At 72.1% G+C, this 22,997-nt stretch carries 19 protein-coding genes; 9 read left to right on the top strand and 10 right to left on the bottom strand.

The features are described from left to right. Positions 1-174: 174 nt before the first annotated feature. On the bottom strand, positions 175-582 hold the full coding sequence (locus tag ACIQV3_RS33985) for a cobalamin B12-binding domain-containing protein (protein WP_403719286.1): 408 nt from the start codon (positions 580-582) through the stop codon (positions 175-177). 183 nt (positions 583-765) lie between these two features. Between ACIQV3_RS33985 and ACIQV3_RS33980 the strand changes: the two genes are divergently transcribed. Together ACIQV3_RS33980 and ACIQV3_RS33975 are read left to right on the top strand one after the other, a co-directional pair. Next, a complete protein-coding gene (locus ACIQV3_RS33980) occupies positions 766-1,569 on the top strand; it encodes an esterase/lipase family protein (protein ID WP_403719283.1) in 804 nt (267 codons plus the stop codon). A 257-nt stretch (positions 1,570-1,826) separates the two neighbouring features. Then, entirely contained in the window at positions 1,827-3,422 is a 1,596-nt protein-coding gene (locus tag ACIQV3_RS33975) for a peptidoglycan DD-metalloendopeptidase family protein (RefSeq protein ID WP_403719281.1), read from the top strand. Positions 3,423-3,569: 147 nt separating this feature from the next. Here the strand turns inward: ACIQV3_RS33975 and pcrA are convergent, their stop codons facing one another. Then, positions 3,570-6,110, bottom strand: a complete 2,541-nt coding sequence (gene pcrA / locus ACIQV3_RS33970; RefSeq protein ID WP_403719279.1) for a DNA helicase PcrA — start codon at positions 6,108-6,110, stop codon at positions 3,570-3,572. A 212-nt stretch (positions 6,111-6,322) separates the two neighbouring features. Between pcrA and ACIQV3_RS33965 the strand changes: the two genes are divergently transcribed. The 4 genes from ACIQV3_RS33965 to ACIQV3_RS33950 all read left to right on the top strand — a co-directional run bounded on the left by ACIQV3_RS33965 (position 6,323) and on the right by ACIQV3_RS33950 (position 10,209). Beyond that, positions 6,323-7,387 (top strand): NlpC/P60 family protein, encoded by a 1,065-nt coding sequence (locus ACIQV3_RS33965; RefSeq protein WP_403719277.1) that lies wholly within the window; start codon positions 6,323-6,325, stop codon positions 7,385-7,387. Between the two features lie 245 nt (positions 7,388-7,632). Further along, positions 7,633-8,193, top strand: a complete 561-nt coding sequence (locus tag ACIQV3_RS33960) for a hypothetical protein (RefSeq protein ID WP_403719275.1) — start codon at positions 7,633-7,635, stop codon at positions 8,191-8,193. A gap of 166 nt (positions 8,194-8,359) precedes the next feature. Next, positions 8,360-9,019, top strand: a complete 660-nt coding sequence (locus ACIQV3_RS33955; RefSeq protein ID WP_403719272.1) for a class F sortase — start codon at positions 8,360-8,362, stop codon at positions 9,017-9,019. A gap of 137 nt (positions 9,020-9,156) precedes the next feature. Continuing rightward, the gene (locus ACIQV3_RS33950; protein WP_403719270.1) at positions 9,157-10,209 is read left to right on the top strand and encodes an NlpC/P60 family protein; all 1,053 of its coding nucleotides are present in this window, start codon (positions 9,157-9,159) and stop codon (positions 10,207-10,209) included. Positions 10,210-10,234: 25 nt separating this feature from the next. Here the strand turns inward: ACIQV3_RS33950 and ACIQV3_RS33945 are convergent, their stop codons facing one another. After that, a complete protein-coding gene (locus ACIQV3_RS33945) occupies positions 10,235-10,930 on the bottom strand; it encodes a response regulator transcription factor (protein ID WP_327305035.1) in 696 nt (231 codons plus the stop codon). Then, entirely contained in the window at positions 10,927-12,222 is a 1,296-nt protein-coding gene (locus ACIQV3_RS33940) for a PspC domain-containing protein (RefSeq protein ID WP_403719268.1), read from the bottom strand. Before ACIQV3_RS33940 ends, ACIQV3_RS33945 begins: the two co-directional genes overlap by 4 nt. A gap of 131 nt (positions 12,223-12,353) precedes the next feature. Here ACIQV3_RS33940 and ACIQV3_RS33935 point away from each other — a divergent pair, with 131 nt between their 5' ends. Both ACIQV3_RS33935 and ACIQV3_RS33930 read left to right on the top strand, forming a co-directional pair. Continuing rightward, positions 12,354-13,745: a PspC domain-containing protein gene (locus tag ACIQV3_RS33935; RefSeq protein ID WP_403719265.1), complete on the top strand. Its 1,392-nt coding sequence runs from the start codon at positions 12,354-12,356 to the stop codon at positions 13,743-13,745. After that, the gene (locus ACIQV3_RS33930) at positions 13,732-13,956 is read left to right on the top strand and encodes a hypothetical protein (protein ID WP_403719262.1); all 225 of its coding nucleotides are present in this window, start codon (positions 13,732-13,734) and stop codon (positions 13,954-13,956) included. The genes ACIQV3_RS33935 and ACIQV3_RS33930 overlap by 14 nt, the downstream gene beginning before the upstream one ends. Here the strand turns inward: ACIQV3_RS33930 and ACIQV3_RS33925 are convergent. From ACIQV3_RS33925 to guaA, 4 genes are all read right to left on the bottom strand, one after another. Continuing rightward, positions 13,902-14,366, bottom strand: a complete 465-nt coding sequence (locus ACIQV3_RS33925) for a DoxX family protein (protein ID WP_403719295.1) — start codon at positions 14,364-14,366, stop codon at positions 13,902-13,904. The two genes, ACIQV3_RS33930 and ACIQV3_RS33925, sit on opposite strands and share 55 nt — an antisense overlap. A 120-nt stretch (positions 14,367-14,486) precedes the next feature. Continuing rightward, a complete protein-coding gene (locus ACIQV3_RS33920; RefSeq protein ID WP_403719256.1) occupies positions 14,487-15,743 on the bottom strand; it encodes a hypothetical protein in 1,257 nt (418 codons plus the stop codon). 102 nt (positions 15,744-15,845) lie between these two features. Then, on the bottom strand, positions 15,846-16,664 hold the full coding sequence (locus ACIQV3_RS33915; protein ID WP_403719253.1) for a class II aldolase/adducin family protein: 819 nt from the start codon (positions 16,662-16,664) through the stop codon (positions 15,846-15,848). Between the two features lie 144 nt (positions 16,665-16,808). Then, positions 16,809-18,395 carry a glutamine-hydrolyzing GMP synthase gene (gene guaA, locus ACIQV3_RS33910; protein ID WP_266905358.1) on the bottom strand — a complete coding sequence of 529 codons (1,587 nt, stop codon included), beginning with the start codon at positions 18,393-18,395 and terminating at the stop codon, positions 16,809-16,811. 296 nt (positions 18,396-18,691) lie between these two features. Between guaA and ACIQV3_RS33905 the strand changes: the two genes are divergently transcribed. Further along, entirely contained in the window at positions 18,692-19,012 is a 321-nt protein-coding gene (locus ACIQV3_RS33905) for a chorismate mutase (RefSeq protein WP_403719249.1), read from the top strand. Between the two features lie 320 nt (positions 19,013-19,332). Here the strand turns inward: ACIQV3_RS33905 and ACIQV3_RS33900 are convergent, their stop codons facing one another. Continuing rightward, positions 19,333-20,991 carry a peptidase gene (locus tag ACIQV3_RS33900; protein ID WP_403719247.1) on the bottom strand — a complete coding sequence of 553 codons (1,659 nt, stop codon included), beginning with the start codon at positions 20,989-20,991 and terminating at the stop codon, positions 19,333-19,335. A 210-nt stretch (positions 20,992-21,201) separates the two neighbouring features. Next, positions 21,202-22,983 carry a GMC oxidoreductase gene (locus ACIQV3_RS33895; protein WP_403719245.1) on the bottom strand — a complete coding sequence of 594 codons (1,782 nt, stop codon included), beginning with the start codon at positions 22,981-22,983 and terminating at the stop codon, positions 21,202-21,204. Positions 22,984-22,997 lie beyond the last annotated feature (14 nt).

Genomic DNA, 22,997 nt, shown 5'->3' with positions numbered 1-22,997 from the left:
CGAAGCAGAGGACAGGGCGCCTAAATCATGCAGTCCAGGCCGACACCCCACCCCGCCCCCGGCACCGACCCCCCACCCGCAGCCACCGAGCCCCGGCACACCCCAGCCCCGCCGGCGCTTGAGGCGCAGGGGCCCGGGGACTGGTCCCCGGCAACGGCGCCGCACCCACCAGCGCTACGCCGACTGGCGAACGTGCGCGCGGACCCAGTCAACGATGGCCGTGGTCGTCGCACCCGGAGTGAAGATCTCGGCCACGCCCTTCTCCTTCAGCGGAGCGATGTCCGCCTCCGGAATGATCCCGCCGCCGAACACCTTGATGTCCTCCGCGTCGCGCTCCGCGAGGAGTTCCAGCACGCGCGCGAACAGCGTGTTGTGCGCACCCGACAGGATCGACAGACCGATCGCGTCGGCGTCCTCCTGGATCGCCGTGTCGACGATCTGCTCGGGGGTCTGGTGGAGGCCGGTATAGATGACCTCCATGCCCGCGTCCCGCAGGGCCCGCGCGATCACCTTGGCGCCTCGGTCGTGGCCGTCGAGGCCCGGCTTGGCCACCACCACACGGATCGGACCGGTCACACCCATCGCACTGCCTCCCGAGTGAACGAACGTTAAGTACAGCATTGCGCACACCCCCGTTTCGCGGTCAACCACGAGGGGGAAATCACACGTGGGATGGCGTACCACCGCTCCGCGCCGACAGCCGCACGGCACGGGGCGGTCGGACGCCCCGGTCCCGAGTCGCCAGGACCTACGGGGGGGTCGTCCATGGGGCTGACCATGTCCGGCGCCGCACTGCGGGCCGGCGTACTGGAAGCGATCGTGCTCGGCGGGCACATCCTGCTCTATCCCACCGGAGTACTACCGGAGCGACCCGCCGCCACAACGACGACCACCACCACCACCACCTCCACCACCACCACCACCACCCACGAGCGTCCACCGGTGGTACTGCTCCACGGTTTCACCGACAACCGCTCCGTCTTCGTCCTGCTGCGCCGCGCCCTCGGGGCAGGCGGCCGGCGGCAGGTGGAGGCGTACAACTACTCCCCCTTCACCCGCGACCTGCGCGTGACGGCCCGGCACCTCGCGCGCCGCGTCGAGGAGCTGTGCGAGCACACGGGTCAGGACCGGGTGGACCTCGTGGGGCACAGTCTCGGCGGACTGGTCGGGCGGTACTACGTCCAGCGCCTCGGCGGCGACGCGCGCGTCCGCACGCTCGTCACGCTCGGCACCCCGCATTCCGGCACCCGCGTGGCGCCCTTCATGAACGCGCACCCCCTGGTCCGGCAGATGCGCCCGGATTCCGAGGTGCTCGCCGAACTGCGCGCACCCGCGCCCGGCTGCCGGACCCGGTGCGTGGCGTTCTGGAGCGAGTTCGACGAGCTGATGGACCCGACCGGCACGGCCCGCATCGAGCACCCGGACCTACTCGTGGAGAACGTGCAGGTCACCGGCATCGGGCATCTCGCCCTGCCCGCGCACCCCACCGTCATCGCGGCGGTCCGGCGCGCACTCGACGGGCCCAGGCCGACCGCCCTCCCGCACCCCGGTGCCGCTTCCGTCGCCTGACCGGCCGGCCCCCTCCCGCACCCTCGACCGCGGGAGCGAAAGACGGCCCCCAGTCGAACGTTTTTCGAACTCAAGGCCAAGGGTGGGTCTTCAGCCGACCGAAAGGCGGCCGAATGCCCGGTTCCGCCCAGCACAAATCCCTCCGAAGATTGTCGTTGCGAGTAACCGCCGGGTACAGTCACGCCACTGCTCTCCTCCGAGGACCCCACATTCCTCGGCCACCCAGGCCCCCCGCTGCCGAGGCGAAAGAGAAGTTGGTGAACGACCGCCCCCCGTCGGGCCAGTACCCCGATTTCGGGTACGACGGCCTTTCCACCACCACTTTCGCTGGCGATTCAGCGTTCACGTCCTATGAAACGCAGGGTCAGGGCTACAACTACGGCGCCACCTACGGTTCCTACGACACCGGCTCGTACGACACCACGGCATGGACCGCCCCCCAGAACGGCTACACACAGCAGTCCGCCGACGGATACGCCGCCGGTTACGCCGCCCACGACGGCTACCTCTCGACCGTCCCCACCCAGGGTGGCGTCTCCCCGGACCATCAGTCCACCGCTTTCGGCTACGACACGTCCGCCGAGCAGACCGGCCACTGGTCGGTCCCCGGCTACGGAACCGAGACCGGCACCTACGACGCCACCGCCTGGAACACGGCCTCCGAGCAGACCTACGGCTACACCGGTTACGAGCAGCCGCAGCAGCAGCAAGTCCCGGAGCCGGCGCAGGACCAGGCCTACACCCAGGCCCATCCCCAGGCCCACGAGCAGCAGTACGCCTACGACTACGGGTACGAGGCCTACGCCGCCGCCCCCTCGCCCGAGGGCGAGACGGCCTACACCGAGACCGCCGTCTTCGAGTTCCTCTCCGCCGAGGTCGGCCTCGAGTCCGACCTCGAGGCCGCAGACGCGGATTCGGACAAGGACCGCGAACTCGACCTGGACCTGGACCTGAACCCGGACGCCCAGGTGCACGATCTCCCCACCCAGACCATGCCCGTCACCCCGGCCGCGCCGGACGGTCCGCGCCCCTCGCGCCGCGCCGGCTCCAAGCCCAGCTCCAAGCCCGTCGCCAAGGCGGGCAAGGCGGGCACCGCCAAGGCCGGTGCCAACAACCGCCGTCGCACCCCGGCCAAGCGTTCCGCGCTGCTGACCGTGGCCGTTCCCTCCGCCTGCGTGATGGGCGTCGCGGGTGTGGCCGCCGCCTCCGTGGGCGGGCTCACCGGCACGGAGAAGCCGACCGAGGAGACCACCACCCTGGCCGCGCCCGACCCGGCCTCCATCAAGCCGGTCGCGGCGAACAGCAAGCTCGACACGCAGCTCGCCGCCCTCAGCGCCGACGCCGGCGACTTCGCGGACCGCGCGAGCCGCACCCAGGAACGCATCGACCTGCGCCTGCGCCAGGACGAGGAGAAGAAGCGGAAGGCGCAGGAGGCGGCGGCCAGGGAAGCGGCCCGCCCCAAGTTCGCCCTCCCCGTCGCACGGCACGGTCTGAGCGCCGGCTTCGGCCAGGCGGGCGTCAACTGGATGTCCGTGCACACCGGCATCGACTTCCCGGTGGGCTACGGGACTTCGGTCATGGCCGCCACCGACGGCACCGTGCGCAGCCAGTTCAACAGCGCCTACGGCAACATGGTGATACTCACCGCGCCCGACGGTACCGAGACCTGGTACTGCCACCTCAGCAGCGCCAAGATCCGGTCCGGCAAGGTCAAGGCCGGCGATGTCATCGCGTACTCCGGCGACACCGGCAACTCCACCGGCCCGCACCTCCACTTCGAGGTGAGACCGGGCGGCGGATCCCCGGTCGACCCGCAGGCATGGCTGCGCTCCAAGGGCCTGAACCCGAACTAGTAGGACAGTGCACGACGTGGAAGGGCCCGCCCCCTGAGAGGCGGGCCCTTCCACGTCGTCTACCCGACCGGACCGGACCGCGCGGCGCGGCACCGTGCCCCGCCCCGCCCCGCCCCGCCCCGCCCCGCCCCGCCCCGCCCCGCCCCGCTAGAGCTTCTGCACCGGCGCGTACCGCAGCAGCAGCCGCTTCGGCTTCTCGTCCCCGAAGTCGATGGTGGCCTGCGCGTCCGCGCCCGCTCCCCTGACCTCCATGACGGTGCCCAGCCCGAACTGGTCGTGCGTGACCCGGTCGCCGACCACCAGCGCGATGACCGGCTTGTCGGCGGCCCGCCGCGTCGCGAACCCCGACGGGCCCGACTTCGTGCGCGACGAGGACAGGAAGGCCTCCGGCGAGGTGCCGAAGGTGGCCTTCGATCCGCCGCCGCCCGAGCCCGAGGACCCGTACCCGGAGCTGCGCATCGGGCCCGCCGGCTTCTGCGCCGCGCCCGTCCGCTTCCATTGCAGGTATTCGGCCGGGATCTCTTCCAGGAACCGCGACGGCGGGTTGTACGAGGGGGTGCCCCAGGCACTGCGCATGCTCGACCGCGTCAGGTACAGCCGCTCGCGCGCCCGCGTGATGCCGACGTAGGCGAGGCGGCGCTCCTCCTCCAGTTCCTTGGTCTGGCCCAGCGCGCGCATGTGCGGGAAGACCCCGTCCTCCATGCCGGTCAGGAAGACCACCGGGAACTCGAGGCCCTTGGCGGTGTGCAGGGTCATGAGGGTGATGACCCCGTTGCCGTCGGTGTCCTCGTCCGGGATCTGGTCGGAGTCGGCGACCAGCGCGACCTGCTCCAGGAACTCGGCGAGGGTGCCCGGGCCGACCGGCGGGGCGCCGTTCTCGGCGGCCTCGGCCGCCGCCGCCACCCGTGCCTGCTCGAATTCGAGCGCCACGGCGGCGAGCTCCTGGAGGTTCTCGATGCGCGTCTCGTCCTGCGGGTCGGTCGAGGCCTGGAGCTCGGCGAGGTAGCCCGTACGCTCCAGGACCGCTTCCAGGACCACCGCGGGGCCGGCACCCGAGTCGACGATGGTGCGGAGCTCCTCCATCAGCACGTTGAAGCGCTTGACGGCGTTGGTCGAGCGGGCGGCCATGCCGAAGGCCTCGTCGACCCGGCGCAGCGCCTGCGGGAAGGTGATCTTCTCGCGCATCCCGAGCGCGTCGATCATCGCCTCGGCGCGCTCGCCGATGCCGCGCTTGGGCACGTTCAGGATCCGGCGGAGCGGGACGTTGTCCTCGGGATTCGACAGGACGCGCAGGTACGCGAGGACGTCGCGGACCTCCTTGCGCTCGTAGAACCGGACGCCGCCGACGACCTTGTAGGGCAGTCCGACGCGGATGAAGATCTCCTCGAACACGCGGGACTGCGCGTTGGTCCGGTAGAAGATCGCGACGTCGCCGGCCTTCGCGTCGCCCGCGTCCGTCAGCCGGTCGATCTCGTCGGCGATGAACTGCGCCTCGTCGTGCTCGGTGTCCGCGACGTAGCCGGTGATGACGGCGCCGCTGCCGGCCTCGGTCCACAGGTTCTTCGCGCGGCGGTTCTCGTTGCGCTCGATGACCGCGTTGGCGGCGGACAGGATCGTCTGGGTGGAGCGGTAGTTCTGCTCCAGCAGGATCGTGGTCGCGTCCGCGTAGTCCTCTTCGAACTGGAGGATGTTGCGGATGGTCGCGCCGCGGAAGGCGTAGATGGACTGGTCGGCGTCACCCACCACGCACAGCTCGGCGGGCGGCAGGTCCGGGTAACCGGTGCCGACCAGCTCGCGCACGAGCGTGTACTGGGCGTGGTTGGTGTCCTGGTACTCGTCGACCAGCACGTGCCGGAAGCGGCGCCGGTAGTGCTCGGCGACGTCCGGGAAGGCCTGGAGCAGGTGGACGGTGGTCATGATGATGTCGTCGAAGTCGAGCGCGTTGGCCTCGCCGAGGCGCCCCTGGTACATCGCGTACGCCTGGGCGAGGGTCTTCTCGAACCCGTCCGCGGCCTGCCCGGCGAAGGCGTCCGCGTCGATGAGCTCGTTCTTGAGGTTCGAGATCTTGGCGCTGAAGGCCTTCGGCGGGAACTTCTTCGGGTCCAGATCGAGGTCGCGGCAGACGAGCGCCATCAGGCGCTTCGAGTCGGACGCGTCGTAGATCGAGAAGGAGGAGGTGAAACCGAGCCGCTTCGACTCGCGGCGCAGGATGCGCACGCACGCGCTGTGGAAGGTGGAGACCCACATGGCGTTCGCGCGCGGGCCGACCAGGCCCTCGACGCGCTCCTTCATCTCACCGGCGGCCTTGTTGGTGAAGGTGATCGCCAGGATCTGGCCGGGGTGGACCCCGCGCGCGCCCAGCAGGTGGCCGATGCGGTGGGTCAGCACGCGCGTCTTGCCGGAGCCGGCTCCGGCCACGATGAGCAGCGGGGAGCCCGCGTGCACCACGGCGGCGCGCTGCTCCGCGTTCAGCCCCTCCAGGAGGGCCGCCGGGTCGATGACGGGCCTGGGGGCGCCGTCCCGGTAGTACGCGTCCCCGCGCACCCCTCGGCCGTCGGCATCGTCGAACCGGCCCCCGAAGAGATCGTCCGCGCCCGACTCGGGCGCGGCGTGGTCTTCGGGCGGCGGGGGGACCTCTTCGGAGGGGGAGAGGTCGGCCAGGAAGCTGTCGTCAAAGAGGCTGCTCATCGCCTTCCGAGTTTAGAGGGCGGGACCGACAGCCGGTCCCGCCCCGGGAAAATCCGGTCCCGCCCCGGGAAAATCCGGTGCCGCCACCGGAAGATCCGGTCCCGCCCCCCGCGAAATTTCGGCGGCATATGCCCTGCGGACCCTCCCGCCCCCTTCCGGGGAAACGCCTGCGCCGCTAGCGTGCTCCGCCAACCGGAAGGAGGTGCCGGCCCGTGTACACGTACGGATTCCCCTCGTCCCACCCCTCCCCCCACCACCGCAAGCCGCGCACCCGAAGACATCCGAACGCCCCCGCCGCGGTCGTCACGACCGCGGCCCTTTCCTCCTTGGGCCTGCTCCTCCCCCACCAGGCCGCGGCGGCGCCGGCGCCCCGCCCCTCGGTGGAGGAGGTACGGACCCGGGTGGACGAACTGCACCGGCAGGCGGGCACGGCCACCCAGGCCTACGACGCGGCGGCCGGGCGGACCGAGGAGCAGCGGGCCCTGCTCTCGGCGCTCATGGACCAGGTGGCCGCCACCACCCAGAAGCTGAACGAGACCCGGCGGCTGCTCGGCAGCTACGCCGCCGACCGGTACCGCGGGGCCGGCGGGCTCGGCGGGACCGCGACCCTGCTGCTCGGCGACGACCCGCAGGCCTTCTTCGCCCAGACGCACCTGCTGAACCGGCTCGGCGGCCGTGAGGACGCACTGCTCACCCAGTACACCCGGGCCAGGGCGGAGACGGCGGGCAAGCGCCGGGAGGCGGCCGTCGTGGTCTCGGAGCTGGAGCGGGCGCAGGAGCAGCTGCGCGGGCGCAAGCAGGAGGTGCAGTCCCGGCTCTCGGAGGCGAACGCGCTGCTCGCGCAGCTCACCGCGCCGGAGCGGGCGCGGGCCCTGGCCCCCCGGGCCCCGGCCGCCCCGGGACCGCGGCCGGGGGACGCCCCCGCGTCGGCGTCCGGCGCCAGGGCGGTGGCCTTCGCCCGGGCCCAGCTGGGGAAACCGTACGTCTGGGGCGCGACCGGCCCGCGCTCGTACGACTGTTCCGGCCTGACCCAGGCCGCCTGGCGGGCGGCCGGGATCACGCTGCCGCGCACCACCTGGGACCAGGTGAAGGCGGCGCCGCGGATCGCGACCAAGGATCTGCGGCCGGGGGACCTGGTCTTCTTCTATGCGGACATCAGCCACGTCGGGATCTACATCGGCGGCGGCCGCATGGTCCACGCCCCGCGGCCGGGGTCGTCCGTCCGCGAGGACTCGGTCTATTACCAGCCGATCTACGGGAGCGTCCGGCCGGGGTGAACGCGCCCCCGGCGTGTCCGTCACTCAGCGCCACCGAGCGGCAGGGCCTCCGGCGTGGTGCTCACCGTCCGTATCAGAGGAGTTGGCGGAGCGCCCGCCAACTCACCCTCCCCGTTGGTCCGTTTGTGCCGCTCGATTCGCAGGTTCCGCCAACCGGACCTAGCGTCGAGCACATCGAGGAGTATTTACTGCCTTTTGCGGACAAAATGTTCGGGGCTGCGCCTCGGGGACCCGGAGGATCCACCATGCGTGCGATACGCGTCGCATCCGTAACCCTGCTGTCCACCGCCGCCTGCGCGCTCGCCGCGCCGTTGGCCTCGGCCAACGACGGCGGGACCACGCCGAACGTCACGTCCTTCGGTTTCACCGTCTCCCCCACCACCGTCGCCGCGGGTGGCACCGCCACCCTGAACGCCACCGCTTGCGAGGAACCCCTGGTCAAGGTCTCCTCCGGCGTCTTCGACGCGGTCGAGCTCAATGAGGGCAAGTCCGCCACCGTCAAGGTGGACGCGGATGCCAAGGCGGGTGCCCGGTACGAGGTCACCTTCGACTGCAAGGGCGAGAAGGGCACGACCACCCTCACGGTCGCGGGCCACTCGACCGGCACCGGCACAGGCACCGGCACCGGCACCGGCACCGGCACCGAGACCGGAACGACCACTCCTTCCAAGGGTGTCAAGGCCGGCCTCGGCGGCGGCGCCGGCGGCCTGAACGGCACCGAGATCGCGGCCGGTTCCGCGCTGCTGGCCGGTGCACTCGGCGGTGGCGTGTACCTCATGCGCCGCCGGGCCGACGGCAGCGCCTGACCGCCGGCCCCTGACACCTCACCCCTCACCCCCTGACCGCCGGGCCCGCCCGACCCGCCCCTGGCCACCGGACGGGCCCGGTCCAGCGCCCTCCCCACAGTCGCCCTCCCCACAGCCCCCGCCCCACAGCCCCCGGCGCCACCGCACCACGGAAGGAGCGCGCATCATGCCCCGCCCCCAGGAGCGCACGAGGCCTCGCGGCGGCTGGGGCGTCGTTGCCGTGGTCGCCCTCAGCGGCACGTTCCTCCTCACCAACGGGCTCGACCTCAACGGCGGTCCGCCGCAGCCCGCGCAGGCCGCCTCCCTGGTCAGCGACCCGGCCCACGACGAGGCAGCCCGCCGCCTCCCGCCCGCCCCGCGGCCGCTGAAGTCCTCACCGCCGACCCGGATCCGGATCCCCGCCGTACAGGTCGACGCCCCCGTCACCCGCGTCGGACTCGACGCCGAGGGCTGGGTGGACGCGCCGCCGCCGCAGGACGGGAACCTGGCCGGCTGGTACGGGGGTTCCCCCGCCCCCGGCGCCCAGGGCACGGCGGTGATCGACGGTCACGTGGACAACAGCCTGGGTCCGGCCGTCTTCTACACCCTCGGCTCGCTCAAGCGGGGCCGGCACATCGAGGTGGACCGACGGGACGGCCGTACCGCCGTGTTCACGGTGTACGGCATCGAGGTCGTGGGTAAAAAAGACTTCCCGGCGGCCCGGATCTACGGACCCAAGGGCGCTCCGGAACTGCGCGTGATCACCTGCGGCGGCGGCTTCTCGAAGCAGGAGGGCTACGACGGCAACGTGGTCGTCTTCGCCCGCCTGACGGAGATCCGCGGATAGAGCCGACCCCGGTACGGACACCCGACGCACCAGGTCCGGTCACGTACGGCCACTTTCGATCATCTCGTCATCCAGTCGTAACCTTCGGGTCTAGCGTCCTCCCCCAAGCACCGACGGAGGAAGGACGTGAGGCCCTCGTGGCCAGTCATCGAAAGCCCAGGCAGCGCCCGCTCAACGGCGGCACGGCACGGAGCACCGTACGCACCACCGCCGCCACCCTCGCCCTCGCGGGCGCTGCCACCGCCACCGCGTTCGAAGGCACGTCCCACGCCGATCCGCAGCAGACGCCCTCGCAGGTCAAGGCGGAGATGGACCGGCTCTACGAGGAGGCCGAGGCCGCGACGGAGCGGTACAACGGGGCGAAGGAGAAGGCCGACGAGGCGCAGCGCGCGCTCGACGGGCTGCGGGACCAGACCGCTCTGAAGACCGACCGGCTCAACACGGCCCGCAGCGCGCTCGGTTCGCTGGCCGCGACCCAGTACCGCAGTGGCACGCTGGGCGCCGCCGTACAGCTCGCGATGTCCGACGATCCGCAGGAGTACCTGGACCGGGTCGCGCTCATCACCCGGGCCGGGAACCGCAGGGCGGCCGAGATCTCGGCCGTACGGCGGGGGCTCGACGAGGTCGGGAAGCTCAAGGACCAGGCCGCCGGGCGCCTCGCCGACCTGCGGACCCAACAGCGCGAACTCGCCGGGCACAAGGCCGAGATCGAGCAGAAGCTGACCGCCGCGCAGCGGCTGCTGGCCAAGCTGACGGCCGAGCAGCGTGCGGCCTACGAGGCCCGCTCGGCCGGTCCCGCCCCGAGCGGCCCCGCCACCCGGGCCCCGCTGCCCGCCGACGGCTCCCGCGCGGCCCGCGCGGTGGCCTTCGCGTACGGGGCGATCGGGAAGCCGTACGTATGGGGGGCGACGGGCCCGGGCTCGTACGACTGCTCCGGTCTGACCCAGGCGGCGTGGCGCGCGGCCGGGGTGTCGCTGCCGCGCACCACCTACACGCAGATCAACGCGGGACAGCGGGTCTCGCGCGACGCGCTGGCCCCCGGCGACCTGGTGTTCTTCTACTCCGGCGTCACGCACGTCGGGATGTACATCGGCAACGGCCAGATGATCCACGCCCCGCGCCCCGGTTCCACGGTCCGCGTCGCGCCGATCGACTCGATGCCCTGGGCCGGAGCCTCCCGGCCCGCCTGACCCCCGGATGGAGACCCTGCCGGGCTCAGATCAGCCGGCGGGCCGTCGCCCAGCGGGTCAGCTCGTGGCGGTTGGAGAGCTGGAGCTTGCGCAGCACGGCCGAGACGTGGGATTCCACCGTCTTGACCGAGATGAACAGCTGCTTGGCGATCTCCTTGTACGCGTACCCGCGCGCGATCAGCCGCAGCACCTCGCGCTCGCGCTGGGTGAGGCGGTCCAGGTCCTCGTCTACCGGCGGGGCGTCCGTCGAGGCGAAGGCGTCGAGCACGAAGCCGGCGAGGCGCGGCGAGAACACCGCGTCCCCGTCCTGGACGCGGAAGACCGAGTCCACCAGGTCGGTGCCGGTGATCGTCTTGGTGACGTAGCCGCGGGCGCCGCCCCGGATGACTCCGATGACGTCCTCGGCGGCGTCGGACACCGACAGGGCCAGGAACCGTACCGGGTCCTCGACGGCGCCCATCAGCGGGGCGCAGCGGCGCAGTACCTCGACGCCGCCGCCACCGGGCAGGTGCACGTCGAGGAGCACCACCTCGGGGCGGGTGGCGGTGATGACGGTGACGGCCTGGTCCACGTCGGCGGCCTCGCCGACGACCTCGACCCCGGTCCGCTCGGTCTCGCCGATCTCGGCCTGTACCCCGGTGCGGAACATCCGGTGGTCGTCGACGAGCACCACCCGGACCCTCCTGGTCGCGCCGCCGGTGCTCGCGCTGTCCTCGGTCATGCTGCCTTCGCCGCCCTCTCCATCTCCAGCTCGACTTCCGTGCCGCCGTCGGGCGCGGACCGCAGTCGAGCGGTCCCGCCGTTGCGCTGCATCCGGCCGATGATCGATTCTCGTACGCCCATGCGGTCGTCCGGTACCGCGTCGATGTCGAAGCCGGGTCCGCGGTCCCGTACGGACACGAACACCGTCTGGCCCTCCACCTCGGCGTACACCTGGACGGGGCCGCCGTCGCCACCGTACTTGGCGGCATTGACCATCGCCTCGCGCGCGGCCTGCATCTGTGCGGCCAGCTTCTCGTCGAGGGGGCAGTCGCCGACGACGACCACCTCGATCTGCACCCCGTGGTGGTCCTCCACCTCGGCGGCGGTCTTCTTCACGGCCTCGGCCAGCGTCGTGGGCTCCTCGCCCTCGTCCTTGCCGGTGCCCTCGGGCTTGTACAGCCAGTTGCGCAGCTCCCGCTCCTGGGCCCGGGCGAGGCGGCGCACTTCGCCGGGGTCCTCGGCGTTGCGCTGGATCAGGGTGAGGGTGTGCAGCACGGAGTCGTGGACGTGGGCGGCCACTTCGGCGCGCTCCTGGGCGCGGATGCGCATCAGGCGCTCCTCGGAGAGGTCCTGGGTCATCCGGATCAGCCAGGGTCCCGCCAGGAGGGCGACGCCGACGAGGACGGCGAGGGTGGCGGTCAGGACGTTGCCCAGCTGGGCGGCGGAACCGCGGACCACGATGAAGACGGTCAGGCCCACGCCGACCAGGGCGACGCCGGCGAGCGCGCGGGCGGCCTGCAGCAGCCGGGCGTGCCGGCCGGCGGCCGCGTTCCAGTGGGCGCGGCGGGCGTTGTCGGCCTGGCGCCAGACGAGGACCACGCCGGCGCCGACGAGCAGGGTCGGCCATACGTACCGTCCGGAGCTGCCGCCGACCTGGACCTTGGAGATGAAGATGCCCGCGCCGACGCACAGCGCGATCAGCGCGATGATCTGGCCCCGCTCGGGCTTGCGCAGCCGCCGGGTGCCGTCGGGGAGGGTGTCGAAGTAGGAGCGGTGGCCGCTGCGGCCGCCGACGCCCAGCGGTACGAAGACCCAGAACGCGGCGTAGAGCAGCACACCGAGTCCGTCGCCCCACATGAACAGGCCGAGGAAGGTGAGCCGGACCCAGACGACGGGCAGGCCCAGGTGCCCGGCGAGGCCGCGCGCGACTCCGCCGAGCATCCGGCCGTCGGCGCTGCGGTAGAGCTTGCGCTGCGGCGTCTCGTCGGAGTCCGGTGCGTACGGCGGGCGGGGGGCGGCTGCTACGGGCATGTCACCGATGGTCACACGCTTGCGGCGCCCGTGACATCAGGGCAGCCCCCCAGTTCTCTCGGGGGGATATCAGGGTTGCGCCAGGGTAGATCCGGATGCCCGCGGCGACCCCGGACCGTCACCATGTACGCATGACCGAAGTAGACGATTCCCCGCCGCCGGACGCAGGAGCCGGCAGGAGCGCGGCCGGCGCGGGCGCCGGCTCCGCTTCGACGCTCGCCGAGCGCCCTCCCCTGCGGCGCGGCAAGCGCGACAAGGTGCTCGCGGGCGTGTGCGGCGGGCTGGGCCGGTACTTCGGTCTCGACCCGGTGATCTTCCGGATCGTGCTCGGGGTCCTCGCCGTCACCGGCGGCGTCGGTCTGATCTTCTACGGCTTCGCCTGGCTGCTGCTGCCCCAGGAGGGCGAGGAGGACAGCGAGGCGAAGAAGCTGCTGACCGGCCGGGTCGAGGGCTCGACGCTGGCGGCGGTTTTCGCCGCGCTGGTGGGCTGCGCCCTGTTCCTGTCGATGCTGGACAACGGCGGGCTGGCGGTCTTCTCCGTCCTGGCCGTCCTGGCCCTGGGCGGCGCGGCGTACTGGTCGCAGCGCCGGCGGAGCGGATCCGGCGCTGCGCCCGAGGAGAAGGTGGCGGCCGCGGGCGCGGAGTTCGTGTACCCGGCGGCGACCCGGACGGGGCACCGCACCGCGCACAGTCCGGCGCCGCCGGAGACCCAGGCGCCGCCCGCGCCCGGCGGCCCGTCGTGGTGGCGGGATCCGCTGGTCAAGGACGGCACCACGGGGCCGGTCGGCTCGACGGGGTACCTGTGGGGTCCCGAGGACTCGGTGCCCGCCGGCCCCGGCGGCGGTCCGGCGGCGGCTCCGCCGTCCGGGGAGCGCCTCCCCTGGAAGCCCCGCGGCGGCATCGGCGGCCGGGTGTTCGTCCTGGCCGCGCTGGCCGGGAGCACCGCCACCGCCGCGGTCTGGGAGGGCAGCACCCTGAGCCACGCCCTACAGGTCGGCTTCGCCGCCGGCCTCGCCGTCTTCGGCCTGGGGCTCGCGGTGAGCTCGGTCAAGGGCCGCACGGGCTTCGGCACCATCCTGCTCTCGGTGATCACGGCCGTCCTGCTGGCCGGGGCGGTCGCGCTGCCCAAGGACATCAGTACCGACTGGCGCGTCGTGGACTGGCATCCGACGGCGGTGTCCGAGGTGGCCCCGGTGTACGAGGCGGGTACCGGGCTCGCCACCCTGGACCTCAGCCACGTGGACGTGCCCAAGGGCACCACCGTGCCCGTCCGCGCTTCCATCGACGCGGGCCGGCTGCGGGTGATCCTGCCGAGGGAGGTCACCGCGAAGACGGTGGCGACGATCAGGCTGGGCGACATCCAGATGCCGGGCGACACCGGCGAGGACGTACGCATACAGAGCCAGGACGAGACCCGGAGGGTGACGCTGCCCCCCGCCTCGGGCACCAAGGCCGGAGGCACGATCGAGCTGCACCTCAGCGCGGGTGTGGGACAGGTGGAGGTGACCCGTGTCGCGTCATGAGTTCCAGCCGGGCCGGCTGATCGCGGGACTGGCCCTGATGGCGACCGGGGTGCTCTATCTCCTCGGCGCGGCGGGCGAGGCCGATCCACCCTGGTTCTTCGTCCTCATGATGACCGCGGGCGGTCTCGTCTTCGCCGCCGTCGTCGGGCTGGTGACCTACGCCGTGCGCCGCGACCAGCGCGAGCGGATCAGCGAGTCCAGCGAGAGGTAGGGCGCCCCGGCGAGGACCAGCGGGGTCCAGGCCAGCAGGTAGACCAAGTCGTTGCCGTAGTAGTACGGGGTCACCGCCCAGGACACGGTGAGCCACAGGCTGAGCGAGATCAGCGCCCCGCCGACGGACGCGATCCGGGTCAGCAGTCCGGCCAGGACCCCCAGGCCGACCAGCAGCTCCCCGATGGCCAGGGCCACGGCGAAGCCGACGGGTGCCTTCAGGGCCAGGTCCACCATGGCCTGGATCGCCGAGGTGTCGCGCACCCCCTGCATCAGCTCGCCGATGGAGCCGCTGCCGGTGGCGGAGAGGAACGCCGAGTCGGTCAGCTTGTCCAGACCCGCGTAGACGAAGGTCACCCCGAGGAAGATCCGCAGGGGCAGGAGGGCGTGGCGGGCGGCGAGCTCACGCAGACCGCGCGGGCCGCGCGGGCCGCGCGGGCCGCGCGGGCCGTTCGGTCCGGTGGATCCGGTGGGTGCGTCAGAGGCGCCGGAGGGGACGTCAGTTCGGGTCACGCGTCATGTGTACCCGCTTCACTCCGCCACGTCGATGGTGCACCGGTTTGATTCCACCCCCGCGGCGGTGACGACCTGGATCTCGATCCGTCCCGGCTCCACTTCGGCCGGGACGGGCACGGTCAGTACGGCGTCGGACGGGTTGGTGAAACCGCCCGCCACCGGGACCAGCGGTACGTGCACATGGACCGCGCCCACCCGGACCACCAGCCGGGCCAGCATCTCCGGCGTCTGCGCCCCCGGCGGGACGAAGCCCACTCCGCGGATCTCGATGTCGTCGCCGGGGCGGATCGCCGCGTCCAGATCCCCGGGCTCGCGTCTGCGCACCACCGACAGGACCAGCGGGCGGCTGCCCTCCGCGTACTTCGCCGCCAGGTACACGGCCGCCGACAGCGCCACCAGCAGCGCCAGCGCCCACGGGAGCGCCGGCAGCCGGTCCGGGAACCGGGCCAGCGAGACCCCCGCGAAGCCCAGCACCACCGTGGAGACCAGCACGTACTGGGCGTCCGGGAAGGAGCCCCGGCCCGCGTCGTCCGTCAGCAGGTCCGCCCCGGTCGGGCGGTCCGCCGGCAGCTTCTGCAGCCGCTGCCCCATGATCCGTACGGAGACCACCCGGCGCACCAGCACCGCGACCCCCGAGGTCAGCCCGAGCACCGCCAGCAGCGGCAGCGCCCGGTCGAAGGCGAGTCCCTCGTACAGCGCCTGGCGCTCGGGTCCCGGCGAGGAGGCCGCGAGCCGCAGCGCGGGCAGCAGCGTCGCGAAGGCGGTGAGCACCAGCCAGGCGCTCGGCACCACCTTCGAGGTGGACAGCCGGTTGTCCTCGCCGACGAGCGGGGCCAGCAGGCCGCCCCGGAACGTCTGCGCACGGGCCGCCACCGTCAGCAGCGCGGCCAGCACGAGCGCGGCCAGCAGCCCGGCGGTGCGCGTCGTGGACCAGCCGGTGCCGAGCGCGGTGCCGACCTGGACCAGGAGCAGCACCCCCGCGGCGATCCACACTGCGAGGACGGCCCGCCGGGAGAACAGGTAGAGCCAGGAGCTGCCCGCCTCCCGGCCCCGGTCGGCGACCGTCCGGGCCGACAGGGTCAGCTCGTCGGAGACCCACTGCCGGGAGGCCCCCAGGGAGTGCGCCACCGCGTCCGGCACCCCGTGCCCGGAGGCGAACTCGTCGCGCTTCTCCAGGAACGCGGCGACCGCGCGGCGGTGCCCCTCTCGTGTGCAGTCCTCGCAGGCACAGGCCGCGGTATGGGTGCTTCTGGACATCTCTTGGACAGCCACGAACGTGCCGCCTCTCTGAACTCCGGTGCGATGCCAGCGAATTGTGCACCACTGCGGCAGTGTTCCGGATTGCGCACGATGTCAGAGCAGGTGATTAACCGTTCATGATGTTGACGCACCCGGTCCGGCGGCCTCCAGCAGCGGCTGGCAGTTCACCCAGGCCGCGAGATCGGATCCGAACCGCTCCCGGGTCGCGAGCGCGCTGTGGTGGCTGATGAGCACCGTCTTCCCGGCCGCCCGCGCGATCAACTGGACCTGCGCGGCCCGCTCCGCCGCGATGAACCACCACGCGGCGGCCTCCACCGAGTCACCGACCGTCAGCAGCCCGAGGTTCCGCAGCACCAGCGCCTTGTAGGGGCCGAGCGCAGCCGCGATCCGCTCGGCGTCCCCGCCGCCCGCGGCCCCGCTGCCCAGGGCCCCGCCGCCCAGAAACTCGTCGAGCAGCGCGTGGTCCTCGTAGAAGGCGCAGGCCTCCTGGGTGACGGGGGCGAGCAGTTCGCCGAGCGCGGCGAGCGCCCTGCCGTACGGGGCCTGCGTGCGCACGACGGCCACCACGGCGGGCCGGGCCCGGTGGACGGCCGCGTGCACGGCGAAGGCCAGCTGGTTGACCCTGCGCCCGCCCTGTCTGACCCGCCCCTCCCCGTCGACGAGCAGCAGGTCCTCGGGGCCGATCGCGCCGAAGGCCCGGCCGAAGGGGTTCACCCAGTAGCAGTCCTCGAACTCCGGGTCCCGGGCGCTGACGTGCCCGCCCACCCCGTCCTCGTACCCGAGCCGCCCCAGCAGCCGCAGCACCCCGGCGAGCCGCTCCTTGCGGTGCGCGCGCTCCTCCCCGGCGGTGGCGAACACCGGCGGCATCTCGAAGCCCAGCCGCTCGACGGGCACGGGCGCGGGTGCGGATACGCTGGCCGGCTGCTCGGACATGGCTCCTCCTCCAAGGTCGCGCGCAAGGTACCGGCGGGCGGGCCAAGAGGCCATACACGCGACAAGGCCGCCGCTCCCCGGCAGGGAGCGGCGGCCTTGTCACCTACGTGCGGGCGGGCGGGACTACTCCCACTCCGGGTGGGCCTACTCCCACTCGATGGTGCCCGGGGGCTTGCTCGTGCAGTCCAGGACCACGCGGTTGACGTCCGGCACCTCGTTGGTGATGCGGGTGGAGATCCGCGCGAGCACCTCGTACGGCATGCGCGTCCAGTCCGCGGTCATCGCGTCCTCGGAGGAGACGGGGCGCAGCACGATCGGGTGGCCGTAGGTGCGGCCGTCACCCTGGACGCCGACGCTGCGGACATCGGCCAGCAGCACGACCGGGCACTGCCAGATCTCGCGGTCCAGGCCGGCCGCCGTGAGCTCGTGGCGGGCGATGGCGTCGGCCTCGCGGAGCAGGTCCAGGCGCTCCTTGGTGACCTCGCCGACGATGCGGATGCCGAGGCCGGGGCCGGGGAACGGCTGGCGCTGGACGATCTCGGCGGGCAGGCCGAGCTCCTGGCCGACCATCCGGACCTCGTCCTTGAACAGCTGGCGCAGCGGCTCGACGAGCTCGAACTCGATGTCGTCGGGGAGCCCGCCCACGTTGTGGTGGGACTTGATGTTGGCGGTGCCGGTGCCGCCGCCGGACTCGACGACGTCCGGGTACAGGGTGCCCTGGACCAGGAAGGCGACCGCCGGGCCGTCCTCCTGGAGGATCTCCAGCTGGGCCGCCTCGAAGACGCGGATGAACTCGCGCCCGATGATCTTGCGCTTGGTCTCCGGGTCGGAGACCCCGGCCAGCGCGTTCAGGAACCGCTCCTGCGCGTCGACGACCTTCAGCTGCACGCCGGTGGCGGCGACGAAGTCCTTCTCGACCTGCTCGGTCTCGCCCTTGCGCATCAGACCGTGGTCCACGTACACGCAGGTGAGCTGCGAGCCGATGGCCTTCTGCACGAGGGCCGCGGCGACCGCCGAGTCCACGCCGCCGGACAGGCCGCAGATGGCGCGCTTGTCGCCGACCTGCTCGCGGATGAGCGCGACCTGCTCCTCGACGATGTTGCCGGGGGTCCAGGTGGGCTGGAGGCCGGCGCCGCGGTAGAGGAAGTGCTCCAGGATCTGCTGGCCGTGCGTGGAGTGCATCACCTCGGGGTGGTACTGCACGCCGTAGAGCTTCTTCTCGTCGTTCTCGAAGGCCGCGACCGGGACCACGTCGGTCGACGCGGTGACGGTGAAGCCCTCGGGAGCGGCGGAGCAGGCGTCGCCGTGGGACATCCACACCGACTGGTTCTCGGGGGTGCCCTCGAAGAGGGTGGATCCGGCCTTGGAGACGGCCAGCGGGGTGCGGCCGTACTCGCGCGAGCCGGTGTTGTCGACGGTGCCGCCGAGGGTGACCGCCATGAGCTGGAAGCCGTAGCACATGCCGAAGACGGGGACGCCGGCCTCGAAGATCGCGCCGTCGAGCTGGGGGGCGCCCTCTTCGTACACGGAGGACGGGCCACCGGAGAGGATGATCGCCTTCGGGTTCTTGGCGAGCATCTCGGCCACGGGCATCGTGCTGGGCACGACCTCGGAGTAGACCCGTGCCTCGCGGACGCGGCGGGCGATCAGCTGCGCGTACTGGGCGCCGAAGTCGACGACGAGAACCGTGTCCGGGGCGCTGTCGTGGGTGGCGAAGGTGGCTTCTGGCACGGGGCAGGCCTTCCGGCGGAAAGAGGGGGTTGTTTTGTCGATTCTAACGGGGGACGGATACCCCTCTTCGTCTCACCGTCCGAACCGGCTTGGCACGGAGCGGGACAGAGGGTCATAATCCCTCCATGCGCAAGCAGCTGAGCTTCCTCTTTACCTATGGCACCGGCCGGTCCGGTCGCCATGGGTCATCGTGATGCTCGCTTGAGCCACTGACTTCCCAGAGCGCCCCGGTCCGACAGGACCGGGGCGCTCTGGCGTTCCCGCTCCGGTCGGGCCCTCACCCACAGGAGACCGACATGAGCACGACCACGATCGCCACGGCCACGACCACGACCACGGCGACCGCCACCACCGCCACGGCCACGGCCACGGCCCCCGAGCAGCTGATCGCGGGATCCCGCGAGCGGATCGACGCCATCGACGACCGGATCATCGGTCTGATCCAGGAACGGATGGCCGTCTCGACCGTCATCCAGGAGGCCCGGATCGGCTCGGGCGGCCGCCGGGTGCACCTGTCGCGGGAGATGGAGGTCCTGACCCACTGGAGCGACGCCCTCGGCAAGCCCGGCACCACGCTCGCGATGACCTTGCTGGAGCTGTGCCGCGGCCGGGTCTGAACCTCGCCGCGGTGCCCGTGACGCCTGTTCGTCACCCGTCCGGACCGTGACCGCCCCCACGGCCCTTCGTTGATGCGGATGACCGTGCCAGCCAGGTGCGGACCGCAGCACCACGCGTGGCTCCGCTGGAGCGATGAGACGTACCCCCTGCGGGGCGTGCGTCGTGGGACCTCGCTCCTTCTATGTGACCGGACGGCAGGGGACAGCAGCCCGGTCACCACACAAAGGACGGCCGGCCCGGGGGACGCCCCGGACCGGCCGTTCTTCTGCTTCCCCCGCGGGTCCCCCGTGGATCCCCCGTCGTTCCCCCGACTACGCCGTTACGCGCGGCCGGTGGACCGGCGCCGGAACGCCAGGAACACCGCGCCGCCCGCGGCCACGAGGACCGCACCGGCGATCAGGATCGGACCGGCGGTGGCGCCGGTCTCGGCGAGGCCGCCGCTCGGCGTCTTGCCACCGGTACTGGCGCCCGGGCTCGGAGTGGTGCTCGTGCTCGGCGTGGCCGTCGGGCTCGTGGAAGACGTCGGCTTCGGGCCGGGGGTCGTCGTGGTCGGGGTCGGCGTGGGCGTGATCTGCTTGCCGTTGATCACGAAGGCGGCCTTGTCGTTGGCGTGCTTCGGGTCCCAGCTGATCGGCGCGGCGCCGTTGGGGGACCAGCTGCCGACGGTGACGGACCCGGTGGCCTCCGCGATGACCTTCTCGATCTTCAGCTCGAACGGGAAGGCGAACTTCTGCTTCTCACCGATGACGTGCGAGGTCGGGCAGAAGTAGCGCGGTGCGCCCAGCTGACCCTCGCGGTGGCCGCCCGATGCCGTGACGGCGCTGCAGGCCTTCGGCGCCTTGGTGACCTTCGCGCCCGCCGGGATCACGATGTCCGCCATGGCGACGTCCTCGCCCGAGCGGAGGTAGGCGACCCACGCGGGGCCGTCGTTGCGGAAGCCGATGGCGGCCTTGACCGTCTCGCCCGCCTTGCCCTTCACGGAGAGGGGCTCGGCCACCAGGTCGGCGGTGTTCTTCACCGAGAAATCGAACTCGTGCCGGTTGTTCCACGGGTCCAGGTCCACCCCGCGCGGGGTGGCCTTGGCCGAGCGCGTCTTGAGGCCCAGCTTCTTGCCCGTGCGGGGCGTGCTGAGCTTCTGCGTGGTCTTCGGCTCGGAGCCGGCCTCGTGCACGCCGTAGAGCAGCCCGTCGAGGAAGGCGTGCGGGGCGGCCTTGAGGGTCAGCGCGCCGGCGATCTCCCAGACCTCGCCCGGCTTGATCTCGTTGTCGAAGGTGCAGACCGTCGTGCCCCAGCTCACGTTCCAGGGCTGGCCCGCGTCCTCGTTCTGGCTGAAGGCGCAGTTGTCGTACTGCTCGACCAGGCCCACGCCGTGCGTGGTGATCATCTCCAGTGCCACGCCCTTGACGGACTCGGTGCCCGCGTTGGCGAAGACGATCGGGAGCGGCTGGGTCTCGCCCGGCACGAGCTTCGCCTTCAGCTTGGCCTTCTCCAGCACCAGGTCCGGGCCGCCGACCCTGACCTTGGTGGTGGTGGGCGTGAAGGTGGCGCCCTGCGCCGAGGCGGTCATCGTCAGGTCGACGACCGTGCCGTTCTTGCTGCCCTTGGCGGCGGTGAGGTCCAGGGACACGACCTCGCTGCCGTACGTCCAGACCGACCAGTCCGTGCAGGTGACCTTCGCCGCCGTGAGGGTGCAGTCGTCGGAACGCTCCGGGGTGAGCTTCACGTCGGCGACGCCCTTGAGGGGGGTCAGGTCGATCGTGTAGGTGCTGTGCTCGCCGAAGTACTCGCCGGTCTCGTTCTCGACGCCGAAGCCGACCGTCGTGGTCTGCGGCTTGCCCGCGCCCCCGGGGTGCGGGTGCAGACCGATCTCCGCCGGGCTGGTGAGCGTGAATACCGGATCCGCCGCGTTAGCGGGGGTGGCGGCCAGACCGACGGCCACCAGGCCGGCTGCCGCCAGCAGGGAGATGCGCTTTCTCATGCCGTCCTTGACCAGCGAGGACCCTCCCTGGTTGCCCCCTTCACCCTGTGACGCACACCACACCTCCGTCGCGGGATTCGGCTACAACCATCCGGGCCCCACGGCTGTCATGTATGTAGTTCGGCGGGTACCGCGCTCGGAGGGGGAGCGCGGTGCCCGCCGAAGTCGTTCGGCGGCGGTGCGCTGCCGAACGGCTTCGGCCACCGGCGGCTATTCGGCGGGCGAGGCCGCGCGCGGCGGGACCTCGGGTACCGCCAGGAACGGCAGGCGCAGCGCCCCGAAGGCCTCCTTCGGCACCGCCGGACGGGCCGGTTCCACGGCCGCCAGACGGGCGTAGGCCGCCCCCTGCTCCGGGCGCGGGTCGCGCTCGCCGTTGTTCGGCCAGTAGGACATCGCGCGTTCCGCCTGCGCGGTGATCGTCAGCGACGGGTTGACCCCGAGGTTCGCGGAGACCGCCGAGCCGTCCACCACCGAGATGCCCGGGTGTCCGTAGAGCCGGTGGTACGGGTCGACCACGCCCTCCTCGGGCGAGGCGCCGATCGGGCAGCCGCCGAGGAAGTGCGCCGTCAGCGGGGTGCCCATCAGCTCGCCGATGTTGCTGCCCGGGAACCCGTTGATCTCCTCGGCCAGCAGGGTCGCCGCCCGCGTGGCCTCGGCGATCTGCACCGGGTTGGGCGCGCCGTGGCCCTGCCGGGCGGTGAGTAGCCCCTTCCCTATGCCGCCGGGCTTGCGGTAGGTGGTCAGGGAGTTGTCGAGGGATTGCATCACCAGGCCGATGATGGTCCGCTCCGACCAGCGCCGGTTGGAGAGGGACCGCAGCAGCTGGAGCGGGTGCCGGGCGGTGCGCCCGAGCCAGGCGCGGACCCGGTGGCCCGAGTACGGCACCTGGAGGATGGTCATGAACCCCATCGCGTTGGAGCCCTTGCCGTAGCGGACCGGCTCGATGTGCGTGTCGGCGTTCGGGTGCACCGAGGAGGTGATGGCCACGCCCCGCGTGAAGTCCGCCCGCTTGTCCTTGCCGTGTCGCTTGCGGTAGCGGCGGTCAGTGGTCTGCGCTCCTACGAGGCCTTCGGAGTTGGTCCGGGTCAGATCGCCGAGGCGGTCCGAGAGGCGGGGCAGCTCGCCGAGGTCCTTCATCGTGTGCAGGAGGGTCTGGGTGCCGTACGTACCCGCGGCGACGACCACGTAGCGGGCGCGCAGCACCGTGGGCTGGGCGCGGCGTCGCCCCTCGGTGGGGACGGTGCGGACGCGGTAGCCGCCGTCGGGGTGGTCGGAGAGGGCGGTGACCGTGGTCATGGGGTGGATGACGGCGCCGGCCCGCTCGGCGAGGTGCAGGTAATTCTCGTTGAGGGTGTTCTTCGCGCCGTGCCGGCAGCCGGTCATGCACTCGCCGCACTCGGTGCAGGCCTTGCGGGCGGGTCCGGCGCCGCCGAAGTACGGGTCGGCGACCTCGTCACCGGGGCGGACCTTGTCCTGGCACTCGGCATCGTCGCCGTCCCCGAAGAAGACGCCGACCGGGGCCATGTGGAAGGAGTCCGCGACGCCCATCTTGGCGGCGGCCGCCTTGAGGTGGACGTCGGAGGGGGTCGTCGTCGGGTTGAGCCGGACCCCCAGCATCCGCTTGGCCTGGTCGTAGTAGGGGGCGAGCTCGTCCCGCCAGTCCGTGATGGAGGCCCACTGCCGGTCCTCGAAGAAGGCGGTGGGGGGCACGTAGAGGGTGTTGGCGTAGTTGAGGGAGCCGCCGCCGACGCCCGCGCCCGCGAGGACCATCACGTTGCCGAGGAGGTGGATGCGCTGGATCCCGTACAGGCCGAGGGCCGGGGCCCACAGGTAGTTGCGCAGGTCCCAGCTGTTCTTCGGCAGGCTCTCGCGGGTGAAGCGGCGCCCTGCCTCCAAGACGCCGACCCGGTACCCCTTCTCGGAGAGCCGCAGCGCCGAGACCGACCCTCCGAAACCCGATCCGATGACGATGACGTCGTAGTCGTACGACACTGCGGTGCCTCCCC

It is taken from the genome of Streptomyces sp. NPDC099050, assembly GCF_044759865.1.
In the GTDB taxonomy this organism is placed as follows: domain Bacteria; phylum Actinomycetota; class Actinomycetes; order Streptomycetales; family Streptomycetaceae; genus Streptomyces.
The sequence above is the reverse complement of the archived record's forward strand: the minus strand, read 5'-3'. Positions and strand labels throughout refer to the sequence as shown.

Excerpts from the sequence above, each read along its gene's own strand:
- ACIQV3_RS33940 (WP_403719268.1), bottom strand. The coding sequence starts at position 12,222 with ATGCCCGTAGCAGCCGCCCCCCGCCCGCCGTACGCACCGGACTCCGAC.
- ACIQV3_RS33955 (WP_403719272.1), top strand. The coding sequence starts at position 8,360 with ATGCCCCGCCCCCAGGAGCGCACGAGGCCTCGCGGCGGCTGGGGCGTC.
- ACIQV3_RS33905 (WP_403719249.1), top strand. The coding sequence starts at position 18,692 with ATGAGCACGACCACGATCGCCACGGCCACGACCACGACCACGGCGACC.
- ACIQV3_RS33980 (WP_403719283.1), top strand. The coding sequence starts at position 766 with ATGGGGCTGACCATGTCCGGCGCCGCACTGCGGGCCGGCGTACTGGAA.
- ACIQV3_RS33915 (WP_403719253.1), bottom strand. The coding sequence starts at position 16,664 with ATGTCCGAGCAGCCGGCCAGCGTATCCGCACCCGCGCCCGTGCCCGTC.
- ACIQV3_RS33935 (WP_403719265.1), top strand. The coding sequence starts at position 12,354 with ATGACCGAAGTAGACGATTCCCCGCCGCCGGACGCAGGAGCCGGCAGG.
- ACIQV3_RS33945 (WP_327305035.1), bottom strand. The coding sequence starts at position 10,930 with ATGACCGAGGACAGCGCGAGCACCGGCGGCGCGACCAGGAGGGTCCGG.
- ACIQV3_RS33900 (WP_403719247.1), bottom strand. The coding sequence starts at position 20,991 with ATGAGAAAGCGCATCTCCCTGCTGGCGGCAGCCGGCCTGGTGGCCGTC.
- ACIQV3_RS33960 (WP_403719275.1), top strand. The coding sequence starts at position 7,633 with ATGCGTGCGATACGCGTCGCATCCGTAACCCTGCTGTCCACCGCCGCC.
- ACIQV3_RS33985 (WP_403719286.1), bottom strand. The coding sequence starts at position 582 with ATGGGTGTGACCGGTCCGATCCGTGTGGTGGTGGCCAAGCCGGGCCTC.
- pcrA (WP_403719279.1), bottom strand. The coding sequence starts at position 6,110 with ATGAGCAGCCTCTTTGACGACAGCTTCCTGGCCGACCTCTCCCCCTCC.